The following is an 18,643-nucleotide window of genomic DNA, read 5'->3' on the forward strand; positions in this document are numbered from 1 at the left end:
GTCATCAGGCGGGAATGCTGTCTCACATTTTGGTCGCGGCCCCGTGCTGACGCGACGCACCTACGGGCGACGACCCTCATGCCGTGCTTGACTGTTGCCATGACACCGACGATCGTCCGCGCGCGCCGCGAAGACGCGTTCGCCTGCGCGGCGCTGCGTCTGCAGATGGACCTCGAGGCGGGGGAGAGCAACCGCCCCGGCTTCATCGCCCAGTACGCCGATCACTGGCTCGCGCACTACGACGATCTGCCGACGTGGCTCGCCTCGAGTGCTGACGGGACGGCTCTCGGCATGGTGCAGACGTCGCTCGTGCACCGGCCCCCCGCGCTGGCGCGGCCGGCGCAGCCGTCGCTCTACATCGCGGTCGTCTTCGTCACGCCGTCGGCGCGCGGCCAGGGCCTGGCCGAGCGGATGCTGCGGATCGTCGACGCCTGGGCCGACGCGCACGACGTCGCGCGAATGATGCTCAACGCCCGTCCGCGTGCCCGCAGGCTGTACGAACGAGCCGGCTTCGGCCCGCCGGACGAACGTCACATGCAGCGTGTGGCGCCGTTCGGCCTCGACGCCCGCCGCGATGCGGAGCGTGCGTCATGAGCGACGACGTCATCTGGGCGCTCGATCAGCGAGAGCGCTGCATCGCCTGCCCGTCCAAGCCGGTCGCGAACGCCGTCGTCCTGCACCTCGGTGCTGACGGCGCCCTCGCGCGCGACGCTGTCGAGCAGTGGGCTCGTGACGGCGTCATGGCCGCCTCGGTCGCATGGCCGGGGGCGGCAGCCGCCCTCGATGACGACGACTGGCTCGACCTCGAGGACGCCGTCACGGGCCTCGCCGGGCTCGCGAGCATCGTCGCCGTCGTCGGTGACGGCGACGCGGCCGAGGTCGCGCGGACGTTGGCGGGCCGTGTCGGCGACGTCGCGCACGCGGGGGAAGCCGATCGAACCATTGTCCCGGCGCGTCTGCGCGAGATCGCGGCGGTCTGAGACCGCTCACCCGGGGGTGCGTGGTGCGCGCGAACCCACCCGCGGCCGCTGCGTCGAGGCAGGCGGGGCTCTAGGATCGGGCCATGGTCGACGAGTTCAACGCTAATTCGCAGGACGACATCCTCATCGAGCAAGGCGGCGCCTTCGCGGGTGAGGCCGACGGGTTCGGGCGGCTGTGGACGCCGCACCGCATGGCGTACATCGAGGGTGAGCGTCCGACGAAGGACGCCGGCCACGGCTGCCCGTTCTGCGCGTCGCCGACGAAGACCGACGCCGACGGCCTCATCGTCCACCGTGGTGAGCACTGTTTCGTCGTGATGAACCTGTTCCCGTACAACCCGGGCCACCTGCTCGTGTGCCCGTACCGTCACGTCGCCTCCTACATCGACCTCACCGACGACGAGACCGAGGAGTTCACGAAGCTGACGAAGGCCGGGGTGCGTGCCCTGAAGGCCGCGTCGAACCCGGGCGGGTTCAACCTCGGGATGAACCAGGGTGACGTCGCAGGTGCCGGCGTCGCCGCGCACCTGCATCAGCACATCGTGCCGCGCTGGGGTGGCGACATGAACTTCATGCCGATCATCGGGCGCACCAAGGCGCTGCCGGTGCTGCTCGAGGACAGCCGTCAGCGCATCGTCGCGAACTGGCCGAACGACTGACATCGGGCACCACGGGCAGTGCGCTGCCTCGAACGGGTATATCGAACCGCTACAGTTGAACCACCATGCTCAACAAGTACGCGCGCGCGTTTTTCTCCGCCATCTTCCGGCCCATCGCCCAGCTCCTGCTGCGTCTCGGCATCAGCCCCGACGTCGTGACGATCGTGGGCACCGCCGGTGTCGCGTTCGGTGCGCTGTGGTTCTATCCGCGCGGCGACTTCCTCGTCGGCACGTTGTTCATCACCGTCTTCGTCTTCTCGGACATGCTCGACGGCAACATGGCGCGCCTGTCGGGCCGCTCGTCGACGTGGGGTGCCTACCTCGACTCGACGCTCGACCGCGTCGGTGACGCCGCGATCTTCGGGGGCCTCGTCCTGTACTACGCGGGCAAGGGCGACAACTTCCTCATGGCGTGCCTCGCGCTCGCGTGCCTCGTGCTCGGCTCGGTCGTCTCGTACGCCAAGGCGCGCGCGGAGGGCCTCGGCATGCAGGCCAACGTCGGCATCGCCGAGCGCGCCGACCGTCTCGTCGCCGTGCTCGTCACGACCGGCCTCGTCGGCTGGTTCCTGCCCGAGATCGTGCTGACCGTCGTGCTCACGCTGCTCGCCGTCGCATCGTTCATCACGGTCGTGCAGCGCATGCTCATGGTGCGGAAGCAGGCCCTCGCCAAGCCGTTCGAGGGCTGAGCGCGTGGCCGCCGAGGGGTTGACGACGCGCGCCCGCGACGCCGTCACCGTCGCAGCGTTCAAGGGCGCCTGGTGGGGCGTGCGGGCGCTGCCCGAGCGCGCCGCCCACCGCCTCTTCGACGTCATCGCGGACGTCACGACGCGCCGCGGCGGCCCGAGCGTCGCGCGGATGCGCTCCAACTACGCGATCGCGCGCCCCGAACTCGACGACGCAGCCCTCGACGCGCTCGTCGCCGCCGGCGTGCGCTCGTACCTGCGCTACTGGTGCGAGGCGTTCCGACTGCCGTCGCTGACACGCGAGCAGATCGCCGAGAGGGTGACCACCTCGGGTGAACTCGAGGCGACCCGCAGCATGCTCGCCGATGGACGCAGCGTCGTCGCCTACCTCGGCCACCTCGGCAACTGGGATCTCGCGGGCGCCTGGTCGGCGACACAGCTCGCGCACGTGACGACGGTCGCCGAGCGACTCGAGCCCGACGCTCTCTTCCGCGCGTTCCTGCACTTCCGCGAAGAGCTGGGCATGACGATCATCCCGCTGACCAAGGGCGAGAACGTCCTCGGCCAGGTCGAGACGCTCGTGCGCGAACCGGGTGCGTTCGCGCCGCTGCTGTCGGATCGCGACCTCACGAGCCGCGGCGTCACGGTCGACCTGTGCGGCGAGCCGGCCCGCCTCGCTGCCGGCCCCGCCGTCATCGCCCGACGCACCGGTGCGGCACTCGTGCCGATCACGATCACCTACCGCCGGCGCGACGGCGGCAGCGGCTGGGGCATCGACATCCGCTTCCACCCGGCGGTCGACATCGCCCACACCGATGATGCCCGCGCCGACGTGCAGACCGCCGTCCAGGCGTGCGCCGACGCGCTCGGTGGCGCCATCCGCGAGCACACGCAGGACTGGCACATGATGCAGCGCGTGTTCGTCCGCGACCTCGACGCGCGCCGGGGCTGAGCGGTGCGGATCGGCCTCGTCAGCCCGTACTCGTTCGACGTGCCCGGCGGTGTGCAGCTGCACGTGCGCGACCTCGCGACGTACCTGCTCGCAGAAGGGCACGAGGTCAGCGTCCTCGCGCCGAGCGACGGTGACGACGCGGGTGCGCCGTACGTGACGAGTGCCGGGGGAGCGATGCCCATCCGCTACAACGGTTCCGTCGCGCGCCTGGCGTTCGGTCCGGTCGCGGCGAGCCGGACGGCGCGCTGGGTGGAGCGCGGCGACTTCGACGTCCTGCACGTCCACGAACCGATGACGCCGAGCGTGTCGCTGCTCGCGCTGCGCACGTACGACGGGCCGGTCGTCGCGACGTTCCACACCTCGATCGAGCGTTCGCGCGCGCTGCAGCTCGCCCAACCGTTCCTGCGCCCGGCGCTGGAGAAGATCACCGGGCGCATCGCCGTCTCGCGCGCCGCGCGGGACACCGTCGCGCGCCATCTCGGCGGTGACGCCGCGCTCGTGCCGAACGGCGTCTACGTCGACCGGTTCGCGACGGCTCGCCCCGAGGCGCGCTGGCAGGATGGGGGCGAGCGCCCGACGATCGCCTTTCTCGGACGCATGGGGGAGCCGCGCAAGGGCCTGCGCGTTCTGCTCGACGCCGTCCCGCTCATCGCCCGGGCGCACCCCGGGGTGCGCGTCCTCGTCGCGGGGCCGGGTGACGTCGACGCGGCGCGGCGGGAGGTGCCCGCCTCGGCTGAGGGTCACGTCGAGTTCCTCGGGCTGCTCAGCGACGCCGAGAAGGCGTCGTTGCTGGCGTCGTGCGACGCGTATGTCGCGCCCAACATCGGTGGCGAGAGCTTCGGGATCATCCTCATCGAGGCGATGAGCGCCGGCGCCCCCGTCGTCGCCAGCGATCTGGAGGCCTTCGCGCGCGTGCTCGACGACGGCCGCTGCGGCGTCCTCTTCGACACCGGCGACGCGGCGGCGCTGGCGCATGCGGTGACGGGGGTGCTCGCTGACCGCGGTGCGCGTGACGCCCTGTCCCGGGCCGGGAGAGAGCGCGCGCGGCTCTACGATTGGTCGGCCGTCGGGCAGCAGGTCATCTCCGCGTACGAGACGGTCCGCAGTTCGCATGCCGCGGCCGCCGCGGTGGCGGGACGCCGATCATGAGCGGCGTGTGGGCCGACGTCGCCGTCGTCGTCGCGCTGTTGCTCGCGCTCGCCTGGTATCTCAGCTACACCGCAGCGCGCCTCGACCGGCTGCACGCTCGCGTCGAGGGGTCGCTGGCCTCGCTCGACGCGCAGCTCGTGCGCCGCGCCGAGGCCGCGGCCGAGTACGCGCAGGCCACCGCTCTCGACCCGGCGAGCGCGCTGCTGCTCGCCTCGTCGGCGGCCGATTCGCTGCAGGCCGCCGACGGCGCCCTCATCACGGACGACGTGCAACAGGTCGGCGTACCCGTCGAGCGTGCGCAGGCCGAGACGGCGTTGACGCAGACGCTTGCGCTCGTCGTGGGTGACGCGTCGGCGACGGACGGCGCCGCGTCGCGGGCGGAAGCAGCTGGGCGCCGCCCGATCAGCACCGTGCCTGACGTCCCAGGCAGCGCGCTCGCGGAGGGTGACGACGGGGCCCGTCAGCGTCTCGCGGACGCATGCGATCGCGTCGAACTCGCCTACCGATTCCACAACGAGGCCGTACGCGACGTACGTCGCGTACGCGCCAAGGCGATCGTCCGGGCGTTGCACCTGGCTGGACGCACGCAGCTGCCGGAAGAAGTCACGTTTGCCACCCGCGTCCACGGCCTCGGTCGCACCGACGCGTGGCGCTGATTTCTGCCGGAGCAGCCGTGTTCGGGCTGGCGTCGTCGGCCCCATCATGCCGTGGCCGGTAGCTGCCATCGACGATCATCTGTCTCCTTCATGCCCGTCTCGGGGCTAGCGTGGGCTCTCGCGTCGCATCCGCGGCGCCCATCAGAAAGAGGGACGAACACATGAGCGCTGCAGGCTCCGAACAGAACACCGCCGTGGCGACCGACCGCGTCAAGCGCGGCATGGCCGACATGCTCAAGGGCGGCGTCATCATGGACGTCGTCACCCCCGATCAGGCGAAGATCGCCGAGGACGCAGGAGCCGTCGCCGTCATGGCCCTCGAACGTGTGCCCGCCGACATCCGCGCGCAGGGCGGCGTCTCGCGCATGAGTGATCCCGACATGATCGACGGCATCATCGAGGCCGTGTCGATCCCCGTCATGGCGAAGGCGCGCATCGGGCACTTCGTCGAAGCGCAGGTGCTGCAGGCGCTCGGCGTCGACTACATCGACGAATCGGAGGTGCTCTCGCCCGCCGACTACGCCAACCACATCGACAAGTGGGCCTTCGACGTGCCGTTCGTGTGCGGCGCGACCAACCTCGGTGAGGCGCTGCGACGCATCAACGAGGGCGCCGCGATGATCCGCTCCAAGGGTGAAGCGGGCACCGGCGACGTGTCGAACGCGACGACGCACATGCGCAAGATCCGCGGCGAGATCCGCCGTCTGACGTCGATGGCCGAGGACGAACTCTACGTCGCGGCCAAGGAGATGCAGGCTCCCTACGCCCTCGTGCGTGAGGTCGCCGAGAAGGGCAAGCTGCCCGTCGTCCTGTTCACCGCAGGCGGCATCGCGACGCCCGCCGACGCAGCCATGATGATGCAGCTCGGCGCTGAAGGCGTCTTCGTCGGCTCCGGCATCTTCAAGAGCGGCAACCCCGCCCAACGCGCCGAAGCGATCGTCAAGGCCACCACCTTCTACGACGACCCCGACACCCTCGCCAAGGTCTCCCGCGGCCTCGGCGAAGCCATGGTCGGCCTCAACGTCGACGAGATCCCCGAACCCCACCGCCTGTCCGAACGGGGTTGGTGATAATTCCTCGGCTCTCTTCCGGTTCGCCGTGTCCGGGGCTCGCAAGCTCGCCCCGGACACGTGCTCATTCGGTGCGATAGCACGCGGGACAACGGCTCAGATCCTTCTTTGATCCGCTCGCGGATCAGAGAAGGATCTGAGCCCCCATCATCACCGTCCGTTCCTTGGGGAGGCGGAAGTAGTCGGCGGGGACGGCGGCGTTGTGGCTCATCGCCATGAACAGCAGTTTGCGGAGCTTGGACATGCCGGGGCGGCCTGCGTCGATGAGGCCGATCTCGGAGACGAAGTAGTAGGCGGTGTCGGGGTCGATGTCGACGCCTTGGTCGGCGGCGATGCGCAGGGCGGCGGGCACGTCCTGGTCGTCCTGGAAGCCGTAGCGCAGCGTCAGGTGCGTGATGCGGTCGTAGTCGTTGCCGAGGTGGTCCAGTACGACGGTGTCCTCCGGTGCGATGTGCGGCACGTTGGCGCTCTTCGTCGTCACGATGAAGACGTTCTCGTGGATGGCGTGGTTGAAGTTGGCGTTCTCACGCATGGCGAGCGGCGTCGTCGTCCGGTCGGGGTGGAGGAACACGGCGGTGCCGGGGACCTCGCGCAGGTCACCGCAGCGGGCGGAGCGCACGAAGTCGTCGAGGGGGCCTTCGATGTCGTGGCGGCGGCGCGCGACGATGTCGCGGCCCTTCTGCCACGTCAGCATCGACAGGCCGATGCCACAGGCGATGACGACGGGCAGCCAACCGCCGTGGAACAGTTTCGCGACGTTGGCGGTGAAGAAGATCCCCTCGAACAGGTAGAGGAAGAAGCCAAGGACGGCGAGGCGCCACTTGGGCCACTTGAGCGTGCTCTGCGCGTAGACGAGGAACAGTGTCGTCGTCATGAGGAACGTGCCCGTCACGGCGAGGCCGTAGGCGACGGCGAGTTTCTCGGAGCTGCGGAACGCGAGCAGCAGCGTTATGACGCCGATGAACAGCACCCAGTTGACGCCGGGGATGTAGATCTGGCCCTCTTCCTCCTCGCCGGTGTGACGCACCGTCATGCGCGGCAGGTAGCCGGAGCGCTCCGCTTGGCGGGCGACGGAGAACGCGCCGGAGATGACGGCCTGCGAGGCGATGACGGTGGCCGCGGTCGCGAGGATGACGAGAGGGAGCTTGGCCCATTCGGGGGCGAGCAGGAAGAACGGGTTGGAGATGTTCTTCGGGTCGCTGAGGATGAGCGAGCCCTGCCCCATGTAGTTGAGGATGAGGGCGGGGAAGACGAGCACGAACCAGGCGCGCGTGATCGGCGCGCGACCGAAGTGGCCCATGTCGGCGTACAGTGCCTCGGCGCCCGTCACGCACAGGACGATCGAGCCGGCCGCGACGAACGCGATGAAGGGGTGGCCGATGACGAAGCTGCCCGCGTACGTCGGCAGCAGTGCTCGGAAGATCTCCGGGTCGCGGACGATCTGGTTGACGCCGAGCGCGGCGAGGGTGACGAACCAGACGATCATGACTGGGCCGAAGAACTTGCCGACGGCGTCCGTGCCCTTCTGCTGGATGAAGAACAGCGCCGTGATGACGATCGCGCCGATGGGGACGACGTACTCGGTGAGCCCTTCATGCACCGTCTCGAGACCTTCGATGGCCGACATGACGGAGATCGCCGGCGTGATGACGCTGTCGCCGAAGAACAGGGACGCGCCGATGACACCGAGGATCATGACGATGCCCCAGCGTTTGCCGCCCTTGGGCACGCCCTGTCGCACGAGCGCGGCGAGCGCCATGATGCCGCCCTCGCCGTCGTTGTCGGCGCGCAGGACGAACAGGACGTACTTGATCGTCACGATGATGGTGAGTGCCCAGAACATCCAGGAGATGACGCCGTAGATGTCGCTCTCGTTGGCGACGACGGCGTTGTGGTCGACGTTGAAGACGCTCTGCACCGAGTACAGCGGGCTGGTGCCGATATCACCGAAGACGACGCCCAGGGCGCCGAGCATGAGCGCGGCCATGCCCTTCTTGGCATGGCCGCCGGGGTTCGACTCGGGGGTGGACGCGCCCTCGCTCGTCACGCTCGCTTCAGTACTCACCCGGAAAGTATGGGGCAACCGCCCCTGCGCGCGCCACACGGGTACCAGATACGCCTGTGTCATAGGGTCGCGGGCATGGAATCAACGCCACGGACCGTCATCGGGGTGCTCGCGGTGCAGGGCGACGTCGTCGAGCACGTCCGCATGCTGGAGGACGTCGGCGCGCATGCCGTGCGCGTTCGTCGTGCCGCGGATCTTGCGAACGTCGACGCACTCGTCATCCCCGGCGGGGAGTCGACGGTCATGATGCGCCTCATCGCTCAGGGAGACCTCCTCGAACCGCTGCGCGAACGCATCGCCGCGGGGATGCCGGCCTACGGCTCGTGCGCCGGCATGATCCTGCTCGCCGGTCGGATCCTCGACGGGGCGGCGGGTCAGCAGACGCTCGGCGGGCTCGACGTCACGGTGCGGCGCAACGCGTTCGGTCGTCAGGTCGCCTCGTTCGAGGCGGACGTCACCGTCGACGGCGTGGACGGCGGCCCGGTCCGGGCGGTGTTCATCCGCGCGCCCTGGGTCGAGGAGGTCGGCGCCGGCGTCGAGGTGCTCTCCAGCGTCGCGCTGCCGACGGGCGGTGAGGCCGTCGTCGCCGTGCGTCAGGGCAATCTGCTCGCCACGTCGTTCCACCCGGAGGTGACGAACGACGCGCGCGTCCACGCCCTGTTCGTGCGCATGGTCGAGCACGCTCGCGGATGACGACTGGGGCCGCGGCTCGCGACGGCGCTAGACTTGCCCGCGATCCGAGCGAGCGCGCCCATCTGCCGTCGCGTTCGCCCCGCGCCCCGCATCGGGCGTGTTCGAGCACGGCAGCACGAGCATCCGAGAGGCAGACATGAGCGGTCACTCCAAGTGGGCGACGACGAAGCACAAGAAGGCTGCGATCGACGCCAAGCGCGGCAAGCTGTTCGCGAAGCTGATCAAGAACATCGAGGTCGCGGCCCGCGCCGGCGGCGGTGACCCGACGGGCAACCCGACGCTGTACGACGCCATCCAGAAGGCGAAGAAGTCGTCGGTGCCCAACGACAACATCGACCGCGCCGTCAAGCGCGGCTCCGGCGCCGAGGCCGGTGGCGCCGAGTACCAGGCCCTCACGTACGAGGGCTACGCGCCCGGTGGCGTCGCGCTGCTCATCGAGTGCCTGACGGACAACAAGAACCGCGCCGTCGCCGAGGTCCGCACCGCGTTGCAGAAGAACGGTGGCTCGATGGCGGACTCCGGTTCGGTCGCCTACCTGTTCAACCGCAAGGGCATCGTCATCGTCCCGAAGGCGCAGGGCGACAAGCCCGACACGACGGAGGACGCGCTGCTCGAGATCGTGCTCGAAGCGGGCGCGGAGGACGTCAACGACCTCGGCGAATCCTTCGAGATCGTGTCCGAGGCGGGTGACTTCGTCGGCGTGCGTGAGGCGCTGCAGGCCGCTGGCATCGACTACGACTCGGCCGAGGCATCGTTCGTGCCGTCGATGGAGGTGCCGCTCGACAAGGACGGCGCGAAGAAGATGTTCCGCGTCATCGAGGCCCTCGAGGACTCGGACGACGTGCAGAACGTCTTTGCCAACGGCCAGGTCTCTGATGAGGTTCTCGCCGAACTGGACGCCGAGGACTGATCCCGGTCGTTCCGTGAGTGATCGACGGCCGTGCCCCGCGGGGCACGGCCGTCGCGTGCATCGGGTACGGTGGATGCGAACAAGTGTTCTATCGGGTGCGTCGTTCGCACCCGTCGAGGCCGGAGGTGTGACGTGCGGGTGCTCGCTGTCGACCCCGGTCTGACGCGCTGCGGCGTGGGCGTCGTCGCGACGGGCCAGGGCTCCAAGTTGCAGATCGTGACGGTGGGGGTCATCCGTACCTCGGCAGACCTGCCGTTGCACGAACGCCTCCACGAGTTGCGCGTCGAACTGGACGCCGTGTTCGAGCGCACCCAACCCGATGCGGTCGCCGTCGAGCGGATGTTCGCGCGCCACGACGTCTCGACGATCATGGGCACCGCGCAGGCGTCGGCCGTCCCGATGCTCGCCGCGGCTGAACGCGGCCTGCCGCTCGGGCTGCACACGCCCTCGGAGGTCAAGGCGGCGGTGACGGGCAACGGGCGCGCCGACAAGGCGCAGGTGACGATGATGGTGACGCGCATCCTCGGCCTCGAGGTTGCTCCCAGACCGGCCGACGCCGCCGACGCGCTCGCCCTCGCCATCTGTCATCACTGGCGCGGTGGCGGGTTGGCACGCCGGGGTGCGAGCGCTGACGGAGCGTCGGCAGCGCCGGCCGCCGTCGCGTACCGGCAGGCTGCGGCTGCCGCGGCGCGACGTTCCCGCTCGGCCAGCAAGACATACCGTGACGCCCTCGGCGCCGCGTCCCAGAGCGCGCCTGCCACTCGACCCGCCAACAGGGGAGTTCGCCCATGATCGCCAGCCTCACCGGTGAGGTGCTCACCGCCCGTCTCGACAGCGTCGTCGTCGAGGTCGGTGGCGTGGGTCTGCTCGTCCACACGACGCCGGCAACCGCCGCCGCGGCACGCCCGGGGGAGTCGACGCGCCTCGCGACGTCCCTGGTCGTGCGTGAGGATTCGCTGACACTCTTCGGCTTCGCCGACGACGACGAACGGGCCCTGTTCGAGCAGGTCCAGACGGTCAGTGGCGTGGGGCCGCGTCTCGCCCTCGCGATGCTCGCCGTGCACCCGCCGCGGCAGCTCGCCACCGCGATCGCGGGCGGCGACGTCAAGGCGCTGACGAAGGTGCCCGGCATCGGCAAGAAGGGCGCCGAGCGCATCGTCCTCGAACTGCGGGACAAGGTCGTCTCCGCCAGTGGTGACGGCGGGCAGGCGGCGCCCCAGGCCGTCGTCCCGGCCACTGCGGGTGGCGACCAGGTCGCCGAGGCGCTCATCGGGCTCGGCTGGAGCGCGAAACAGGCCGAGGACGCCGTCGCCAAGGTGGCTTCCCGTCCTGAGGCCGAGGGTGCGAACACGCCCACCCTGCTCCGGCTGGCGCTGCGCGAGCTGGGCCGATGAGCCCGTCGCACTTCGAGGACCACAGCGCCGACGTCTCGCCGCGCCTCGTCGACCCCAACGGCACCGAGGACGAGCAGCAGCTCGAAGCGGCCCTGCGACCGAAGAAGCTGGCCGATTTCCCCGGGCAGCCACGCGTGCGCGAGCAGTTGAGCCTCGTCATCGAGGCGGCCCGGCGCCGAGCGACGCCGCCCGACCACATCCTGTTCTCCGGCCCGCCCGGCCTGGGCAAGACGTCGCTTGCGATGATCGTCGCGAGTGAGCTCGAGGCGCCCATCCGCATCACGAGCGGCCCTGCCATCCAGCACGCCGGTGACCTGGCCGCCATCCTGAGCTCGCTCAACGAGGGGGAGGTGCTCTTCCTCGACGAGATCCACCGCATGGCCCGCCCCGCGGAGGAGATGCTCTACCTCGCGATGGAGGACTTCCGGGTCGACGTCATCGTCGGCAAGGGCCCAGGGGCCACCGCGATCCCCCTCGAACTGCCGCGCTTCACCGTCGTCGGTGCGACGACGCGCGCCGGTCTGCTGCCGGCGCCACTGCGCGACCGCTTCGGCTTCACCGGCCATCTCGACTACTACGACGCGGCCGACCTCGCCGACATCCTCGCCCGCAACGCCGACCTGCTCGGCGTACCCGCGACGCGTGAGGGCATCACCGAGATCGCCGGCCGCTCCCGCGGCACGCCGCGCATCGCCAACCGGCTGCTGCGCCGGGTGCGTGACTACGCGCAGGTGCACGGGCGCCAAGTCGTCGACCTGACGTCCGCGCGTGCCGCGCTCGAGCTGTTCGACGTCGACGACGACGGCCTCGATCGCCTCGACCGCGCGGTGCTCGAAGCCCTGTGCCGACGCTTCGGGGGTGGGCCGGTCGGGCTGTCGACGTTGGCCGTCGCTGTCGGTGAAGAACCCGACACGGTCGAGACGGTGGCCGAGCCGTATCTCGTGCGCGAGGGCTACATGATCCGCACGCCGCGTGGGCGCGCCGCGTCACCGCGGGCGTGGACGCACCTCGGGCTGCGCCCGCCGGACGGGCACTTCACCGAGACATTTCAGCGCGACACCGACGACGGGGGCGGACGTTTCACCGGGTAGGGTGGTGCGGCCACCGCTCGAGTCCGCGCACCGCGCACCGGTGAGAGCGCGCGAGGCGCTTCGAGATCTGACGTGAGGACCCACATGCCGTACCTGGTCGCCGAGTCGCAGGCGGGAAGCTCGGGCTTCCCGATCCTGCTCGTGCTGCTGCCCTTCCTCCTGCTCGCGCTGATGTTCTTCACGCAGCGTCGGCGCTCCCAGGCGACGATGCGCGCGCAGGCCGCGCTTCGCGTCGGTGACGAGGTGCGCACGACGAGTGGGCTGTTCGGCACGCTGCGCGAACTCGACGACGTCAGTGGACACCTCGAGATCGCCCCCGGCACCGTGGTGAGGTTCGATCGTCGGGCCCTGCTGCCCGCAGCCCCCGACGAGATGGAGAAGGGTCGATGAGCACGCCCGCAGGCGCCGAGCGCGCCGACGAGAACCGTTATGCGGTCGATTCGAACCGCCCCGCGGCGCGCAAGAAGCCGAAGCACACCAACCCCAAGCGTGGTTTGGCCGTGCTTCTCGCCCTGTTCCTCGTCCTCGTCGGTGGCATCGCTGCGACGGGACATTGGACACCGAAGCTGGGGCTCGACCTCGAAGGTGGGCGCACCGTCGTCCTCGAACCGGTCGTCACAGGCGGCAAGAGCGTCAACTCGAGCCAGGTCAAGCAAGCCGTCGACATCATCCGCAACCGCGTCGACGCCACCGGCACGTCCGAGGCGGAGGTGACGACGCTGGGGGAGAAGGACATCGTCGTCTCCATCCCCGGAAACCCCAGCCAGCAGGTGCTCGACTCGCTCTCGCGCAGCTCGCAGCTCAACTTCCGCGCAGTCATCGCCGCCGCGCAGGGCAGCACGACGGGTACCTCGCCGTATCGCCTGCCCGAGGTCGTCAACCCCAAGAACGGCGCCTCCGGCTCGGCGTCCGCGTCGCCGTCTTCATCGGCATCCGCTTCGGGTTCTGCGTCGAGCTCGGCCTCGTCGTCACCGTCGTCCAGTTCGAAGGGCCGACTGCCGGCCGCATTCAAGACCGCCGGCCCGGCCAACGCGAGCGACCCGGCGTGGGGCAACGAGAAGGTCGACTCGGTCTGGGTCAAGGCCGGTATCGCGACCCCGTCGACGACGTACAACCAGCTGCTGCAGCTCTACGCCTGCACCCCGGCCTACCAGGAGGTGGCCGCGGCCGCCCCTGACAACAAGCCGACCGTCATGTGCGCGAAGGAGGGCAACGAGAAGCTGCTCCTCGGCCCGGTCGAGATCAAGGGTTCGCAGCTGACGGACGCGAGCAGCGGCCTCGACACGAACCAGCAGGGCAACCAGACCGGCGAGGTCGCGGTCAACCTGTCGCTCAACGGCTCGGGCAAGACGGCCCTGGCGAACGTGACGCGTCGCGTCGCCCCGCTCGAGCAGCCGCGCAACCGCTTTGCCATCGTCGTCGACGGTCAGTCGATCTCGGCGCCGACCGTGCAGGCCCCGCTGACGGACGGTCAGGCGAAGATCACCGGTGGCTTCACCGAGTCGAGCGGCAAGCTGCTCGCAGACTCGCTGAAGTTCGGTGCGCTGCCGATGTCCTTCAAGGAACTCACCTCCGACCAGGTCAGCCCCCAGCTCGGCTCCGACCAGCTGACGAAGGGCCTCATCGCGGGCGCCATCGGCTTCGGCCTCGTCGTGCTGTACTCGCTCATCCAATACCGCGCGCTCGGCCTCGTCACCGTCGCGAGCCTGCTCGTCGCCGCGGCGATGACGTACCTCGCCGTCACGCTGCTCGGCTCGCTCAACAACTTCCGCCTGTCGATGGCGGGTGTCACCGGCCTCATCGTCGCCATCGGCATCACGGCCGACTCGTTCATCGTGTACTTCGAACGCGTCAGGGACGAAGTGCGCGCCGGACGGCCATTGCGGGCCGCCGTCGAGACGGGATGGACGCGCGCGAAGCGCACCATCATCATCTCGGACGCGGTGAACTTCCTCGCCGCCGCCGTGCTGTACGTGCTGTCGGAGAGCACCGTCAAGGCGTTCGCGTTCACCCTCGGCCTCACGACGATCATCGACATCGTCGTCGTCATGTTCTTCACCCACCCGGTGCTGGCCCTGCTCGCCCGCACGAAGTTCTTCGGTGGCGGCCACCCCGCCTCCGGTCTCGACCCCGCGCGTCTGGGCGCCCGTCAGGCCGCGTACGCGGGCCGCGGTCGCGTGACGATCGCCGATCGCCGCCGCGCCGCTGCACAGGAGGAGACAGCCTGATGGCCAGCCTCGCAACATTCGGCAACGACCTGTTCACCGGTCGTCGCCAGATCGACTTCATCGGCAAGCGCAAGCGCTGGTACGCCCTGACGGCGCTGCTGCTCGCGCTCGCCGCCGTCGGTCTGTTCGGTCGGGGGCTCAACTTCGGCCTCGAGTTCACCGGTGGTTCGGAACTGCGCGTGCCCGGCGTCTCGAGCACACACGACTACGACACGCGCGCTGAGAAGGCCGTCCAGTCGGCGACCGGCTCGAACGCCGACATCGTCGTGACCAAGCTCGGCTCCGACACGATCCGCGTGCAGAGCGAGAAGCTCGGCAACGGCACCGCCGACGCGACGGACGCCGTCAAGACGTCCCTCGCGAAGGAGTTCGGCGTGTCGCCGAGCAACGTCACGTCCTCGTTCATCGGCCCCTCGTGGGGTGAGACGGTGACGCACAAGGCGATCGTCGCGCTGTTCGTCTTCCTCGCGTTCGTCTCCGTCCTGCTCGCGTTGTACTTCCGCACCTGGACGATGGCCGCCGCCGCGCTCATCGCCCTGCTGCACGACCTGTTCTTCACGGTCGGCATCTATGCCCTCACCGGGCTCGAGGTGACGCCGGCGACGATGATCGGCTTCCTCACGATCCTCGGCTACTCGATCTACGACACCGTCGTCGTGTTCGACAAGGTGCGCGAGAACACGGGCGAGGCGTTCGCGACCGGCCGCCGCAGCTTCGACCAGGCCGCGAACTACGCGGTCAACCAGACGCTCGTGCGCTCGATCAACACCTCCGTCGTGGCGTTGCTGCCGATCTCGGCCATCCTCGTCGTCGGCGCGCTGTTCATCGGCCCGAGCACGCTGCTCGACATCGCCGTCGCCCTGTTCATCGGTATCGCCGTGGGCACCTTCTCGTCGATCTTCATCGCGACGCCGGCCCTGACCGACCTGCGCCGCCGCGAGAAGGGCGTCCAGGAGCTCGCGCGTCGAGCCGGGAGCTACCAGTCGCGTGCCACGACCGACGACGAGCACGCCACCGCGGCGTCCGCCTCGGGCGTCGTGACGGCGCCGGCCCCTTCCCAGGGCGGTGGCGCGTCGCAGACGGCGCGCACGCGCGGCATCCACCCCGCTGCCAAGCGTGACGACTGAGGCCGCCGCGATGATCGAGCAGCGCATCGCCGACGTCGTCGCCCGCCACACGCGTGACATCGCCGACTTCCCGAGCCCCGGTGTCGTCTTCAAGGATCTGACGCCCCTGTTCGCCGACCCGGCGGCGTTCGGACAGGTGCTCGACCTGCTGGCCCAGCGTCATGACGGCGTCGACGTCGTCGCGGGCGTCGAGGCGCGCGGGTTCATCATCGGCGCGCCGCTGGCGCAGCGCATGGGCGTCGGTTTCGTGCCGATCCGCAAGAAGGGCAAGCTGCCCGGTGACGTCGTCTCCGCCTCCTATGACCTCGAGTACGGCTCGGCGACGATCGAGGTGCAGACGGACGCGGTGACGCCGGGTGCGAACGTCCTCGTCGTCGACGACGTGCTCGCGACCGGGGGCACGGCCGTGGCTGCGTGCGAGCTGATCGAGAAGGTCGGCGGGCGTGTGGCGTGCCTCGACGTGCTCGTCGAACTGGCCTTCCTGCCCGGCCGCGAACGGCTTGATCGGTGGGAGCTCCACACGGGCCTCGTCGTCAACTGACGCCGGGGACACTACGATCGGCGCATGGCTGAGCAGTCCGGTTCCAACGCGACCTCGCGCGTGCGCGCCCGTCTCGTCCGCTTCGGGGGCCCGCGTCCGGGCTTGAACCGCGTGCTCGACCCGCTGCTGCGCACGGTGCGTGAGACGCACCCGAAGGCCGACACCGCGCTGATCGAGCGCGCCTACGAGGTGGCGGAGCGCTGCCACCGTCATCAGGTGCGCAAGAGCGGCGACCCGTACATCACCCACCCGCTCGCCGTCGCGACCATCCTCGCCGAGCTCGGCATGACGCCGCCGACGCTCGCCGCGGCCCTCCTGCACGACACGGTCGAGGACACCGACTACTCGCTGGAGCAGCTCACCGACGACTTCGGGCCCGAGATCGCGCGTCTCGTCGACGGTGTGACGAAGCTCGACAAGGTGACGTACGGCGACGCCGCGCAGGCTGAGACGGTGCGCAAGATGGTCGTCGCGATGGCACAGGACATCCGCGTGCTCGTCATCAAGCTCGCCGACCGCCTGCACAACGCGCGCACGTGGCGGTACGTCTCCGCCGAGTCCGCCCAGCGCAAGGCGACGGAGACGCTCGAGATCTACGCACCGCTCGCGCACCGGCTCGGCATGAACACGATCAAGTGGGAGCTGGAGGATCTGTCGTTCGCGACGCTCTATCCCAAGGTCTACGACGAGATCGTCCGCCTCGTCGCCGACCGCTCACCGGCGCGCGAGTCGTACCTGCGCACCGTCAAGGAGCAGGTGTCGGCCGATCTAAGGGCCGCGCGCATCGCCGGTGAGGTGACGGGCCGGCCCAAGCACTACTACTCCGTGTACCAGAAGATGATCGTGCGCGGCCGCGACTTCGAGGACATCTACGACCTCGTCGCCGTGCGCGTCCTCGTCGAGTCGGTGCGCGACTGCTACGCCGTGCTCGGCACGCTGCACACGCGGTGGACGCCCGTCCAGGGGCGGTTCAAGGACTACATCGCGATGCCGAAGTTCAACATGTACCAGTCGTTGCACACGACGGTCATCGGCCCCGGCGGCAAACCCGTCGAGATCCAGATCCGCACCTACGACATGCACCGTCGCGCCGAGTACGGCGTCGCCGCGCACTGGAAGTACAAGGACGACGCGAAGAAGGGTGCGACGAGCGCCGACGGCACGGTCAGCGCCTCGCCGGCGACGGGCACGAACGACATGGCGTGGCTGCGTCAGCTGCTCGAGTGGCAGCGCGAGACGGAGGATCCGGGCGAGTTCCTCGAGTCGTTGCGCTTCGAGGTCGGCAGCCGCGAGATCTACGTCTTCACGCCGAAGGGCGGCGTCATCGGGTTGCCGTCCGGGTCGACGCCCGTCGACTTCGCGTACGCCGTGCACACCGAGGTCGGCCACCACTGCATCGGCGCGCGCGTCAACGGGCGTCTCGCGCCACTCGAGACGACGCTCGTCACGGGTGATTCGGTCGAGGTGCTCACCTCGAAGGCGGACGGCGCCGGGCCGAGCCGCGACTGGCTGACGTTCGTCAAGTCGCCGCGTGCCAAGAGCAAGATCAAGCAGTGGTTCACGAAGGAACGCCGCGAGGAGGCCATCGAGAAGGGCAAGGATTCCCTCGCGAAGACACTGCGCAAGCAGGGTCTGCCCCTGCAGCGCCTCATGTCGCACGAGTCGTTGACCGAGGTCGCGACGCGGATGAACCACGCCGACATCGACGCCCTGTACGCCGCGATCGGTGACGGGCACGTCTCGACCGAAGCCGTCATGCGTGCCCTCGTCAAGGCGCACGGCGGTGAGGAAGCAGCCACGGAGGACATGGCGGAGGCGACGACGCCGCGCACCGCGCCGCGCTCACGTGCGGGCGATCCGGGCGTCACCGTCGTCGGCACCGACGACGTGTGGGTCAAGCTCGCGCGCTGCTGCACACCGGTGCCGGGCGACGACATCGTCGGGTTCGTCACGACGGGCTCGGGCGTGTCCGTGCATCGCGAGGACTGCACGAACATCGAGAACCTGCGTCGCCAGCCCGAGCGGCTCATCGACGTCGCGTGGGCGCCCGGACAGGCGAGCGTGTTCCTCGTGCAGCTGCAGGTCGAGGCGCTCGATCGCAGCGGGTTGCTCTCCGACATCACGCGCGCGCTGAGCGACCAGCACGTCAACATCCTGTCGGCGAACTTGTCGACGCAAGCCAACCGCGTCGCCATCAGCAAGTTCACGTTCGAGATGGGCGATGCGAGCCACCTCGACCACGTCATGCGCGCGGTGCGCAAGGTCAGTGGCGTGTTCGACGTCTACCGCATCACCGGCACCGGCGCGCGCGCCGACCATCGCACGACGCCGGAGCAGGTGAAGCCCGCCGCGTCGCCGGCGGCCGACGAGGACGAGTGAACCGCAGCCGCTGACGGTGCCGACGGTGTGTTGCGCCCAGCGATAGGCTGACGGCGACCTGCCCCC

19 protein-coding genes are annotated in these 18,643 nt (G+C 69.7%); 18 read left to right on the forward strand and 1 reads right to left on the reverse strand.

The annotated features are described in order from the left end of the window. The first annotated feature begins 99 nt into the window (after positions 1-99). The 8 genes from ABH936_RS01500 (at position 100) to pdxS (ending at position 6,149) form a co-directional block, all read left to right on the forward strand. Positions 100-594, forward strand: a complete 495-nt coding sequence (locus ABH936_RS01500; RefSeq protein ID WP_241724599.1) for a GNAT family N-acetyltransferase — start codon at positions 100-102, stop codon at positions 592-594. Further along, the gene (locus tag ABH936_RS01505; RefSeq protein ID WP_241724598.1) at positions 591-980 is read left to right on the forward strand and encodes a hypothetical protein; all 390 of its coding nucleotides are present in this window, start codon (positions 591-593) and stop codon (positions 978-980) included. The genes ABH936_RS01500 and ABH936_RS01505 overlap by 4 nt, the downstream gene beginning before the upstream one ends. 83 nt (positions 981-1,063) lie before the next feature. Then, entirely contained in the window at positions 1,064-1,639 is a 576-nt protein-coding gene (locus tag ABH936_RS01510) for an HIT domain-containing protein (RefSeq protein ID WP_241724597.1), read from the forward strand. A gap of 65 nt (positions 1,640-1,704) precedes the next feature. Then, complete coding sequence (gene pgsA, locus ABH936_RS01515) at positions 1,705-2,325, forward strand: phosphatidylinositol phosphate synthase (RefSeq protein ID WP_404602267.1); 621 nt, start codon at positions 1,705-1,707, stop codon at positions 2,323-2,325. A gap of 4 nt (positions 2,326-2,329) precedes the next feature. Beyond that, the gene (locus ABH936_RS01520) at positions 2,330-3,274 is read left to right on the forward strand and encodes a phosphatidylinositol mannoside acyltransferase (protein ID WP_062257616.1); all 945 of its coding nucleotides are present in this window, start codon (positions 2,330-2,332) and stop codon (positions 3,272-3,274) included. Positions 3,275-3,277: 3 nt separating this feature from the next. After that, on the forward strand, positions 3,278-4,423 hold the full coding sequence (locus ABH936_RS01525; protein ID WP_062257618.1) for a glycosyltransferase family 4 protein: 1,146 nt from the start codon (positions 3,278-3,280) through the stop codon (positions 4,421-4,423). Then, positions 4,420-5,079 carry a hypothetical protein gene (locus ABH936_RS01530; RefSeq protein WP_404602270.1) on the forward strand — a complete coding sequence of 220 codons (660 nt, stop codon included), beginning with the start codon at positions 4,420-4,422 and terminating at the stop codon, positions 5,077-5,079. Before ABH936_RS01525 ends, ABH936_RS01530 begins: the two co-directional genes overlap by 4 nt. Before the next feature lie 161 nt (positions 5,080-5,240). Further along, the gene (pdxS, locus tag ABH936_RS01535) at positions 5,241-6,149 is read left to right on the forward strand and encodes a pyridoxal 5'-phosphate synthase lyase subunit PdxS (protein ID WP_404602272.1); all 909 of its coding nucleotides are present in this window, start codon (positions 5,241-5,243) and stop codon (positions 6,147-6,149) included. A 124-nt stretch (positions 6,150-6,273) separates the two neighbouring features. On the opposite strand, the gene ABH936_RS01540 is transcribed toward pdxS, so the two are convergent. Then, positions 6,274-8,214 carry a potassium transporter Kup gene (locus ABH936_RS01540; RefSeq protein WP_260852931.1) on the reverse strand — a complete coding sequence of 647 codons (1,941 nt, stop codon included), beginning with the start codon at positions 8,212-8,214 and terminating at the stop codon, positions 6,274-6,276. 75 nt (positions 8,215-8,289) lie between these two features. Between ABH936_RS01540 and pdxT the strand changes: the two genes are divergently transcribed. From pdxT to ABH936_RS01590, 10 genes are all read left to right on the forward strand, one after another. Beyond that, positions 8,290-8,907 carry a pyridoxal 5'-phosphate synthase glutaminase subunit PdxT gene (gene pdxT, locus ABH936_RS01545; RefSeq protein WP_404602275.1) on the forward strand — a complete coding sequence of 206 codons (618 nt, stop codon included), beginning with the start codon at positions 8,290-8,292 and terminating at the stop codon, positions 8,905-8,907. Positions 8,908-9,043: 136 nt separating this feature from the next. Then, positions 9,044-9,817 (forward strand): YebC/PmpR family DNA-binding transcriptional regulator, encoded by a 774-nt coding sequence (locus ABH936_RS01550; RefSeq protein ID WP_404602277.1) that lies wholly within the window; start codon positions 9,044-9,046, stop codon positions 9,815-9,817. A gap of 132 nt (positions 9,818-9,949) precedes the next feature. Further along, positions 9,950-10,609 (forward strand): crossover junction endodeoxyribonuclease RuvC, encoded by a 660-nt coding sequence (ruvC, locus tag ABH936_RS01555; protein WP_404602279.1) that lies wholly within the window; start codon positions 9,950-9,952, stop codon positions 10,607-10,609. After that, positions 10,606-11,211, forward strand: a complete 606-nt coding sequence (gene ruvA / locus ABH936_RS01560) for a Holliday junction branch migration protein RuvA (protein ID WP_144694013.1) — start codon at positions 10,606-10,608, stop codon at positions 11,209-11,211. The genes ruvC and ruvA overlap by 4 nt, the downstream gene beginning before the upstream one ends. After that, entirely contained in the window at positions 11,208-12,302 is a 1,095-nt protein-coding gene (gene ruvB / locus ABH936_RS01565) for a Holliday junction branch migration DNA helicase RuvB (protein ID WP_144694015.1), read from the forward strand. Before ruvA ends, ruvB begins: the two co-directional genes overlap by 4 nt. An 84-nt stretch (positions 12,303-12,386) precedes the next feature. Then, entirely contained in the window at positions 12,387-12,692 is a 306-nt protein-coding gene (yajC, locus tag ABH936_RS01570) for a preprotein translocase subunit YajC (protein WP_006944834.1), read from the forward strand. Beyond that, positions 12,689-14,530 (forward strand): protein translocase subunit SecD, encoded by a 1,842-nt coding sequence (secD, locus tag ABH936_RS01575; RefSeq protein ID WP_404602283.1) that lies wholly within the window; start codon positions 12,689-12,691, stop codon positions 14,528-14,530. The genes yajC and secD overlap by 4 nt, the downstream gene beginning before the upstream one ends. Then, positions 14,530-15,657 carry a protein translocase subunit SecF gene (secF, locus tag ABH936_RS01580; protein WP_404602285.1) on the forward strand — a complete coding sequence of 376 codons (1,128 nt, stop codon included), beginning with the start codon at positions 14,530-14,532 and terminating at the stop codon, positions 15,655-15,657. The genes secD and secF overlap by 1 nt, the downstream gene beginning before the upstream one ends. A 10-nt stretch (positions 15,658-15,667) precedes the next feature. Beyond that, positions 15,668-16,198 carry an adenine phosphoribosyltransferase gene (locus ABH936_RS01585; protein WP_165583670.1) on the forward strand — a complete coding sequence of 177 codons (531 nt, stop codon included), beginning with the start codon at positions 15,668-15,670 and terminating at the stop codon, positions 16,196-16,198. 24 nt (positions 16,199-16,222) lie between these two features. Then, positions 16,223-18,577, forward strand: a complete 2,355-nt coding sequence (locus tag ABH936_RS01590) for a bifunctional (p)ppGpp synthetase/guanosine-3',5'-bis(diphosphate) 3'-pyrophosphohydrolase (protein WP_006944833.1) — start codon at positions 16,223-16,225, stop codon at positions 18,575-18,577. Positions 18,578-18,643: the final 66 nt, after the last annotated feature.

Origin of the sequence: Dermacoccus sp. GAS27A (assembly GCF_044909235.1) — a bacterium.
Taxonomy (GTDB): domain Bacteria; phylum Actinomycetota; class Actinomycetes; order Actinomycetales; family Dermatophilaceae; genus Dermacoccus; species Dermacoccus nishinomiyaensis.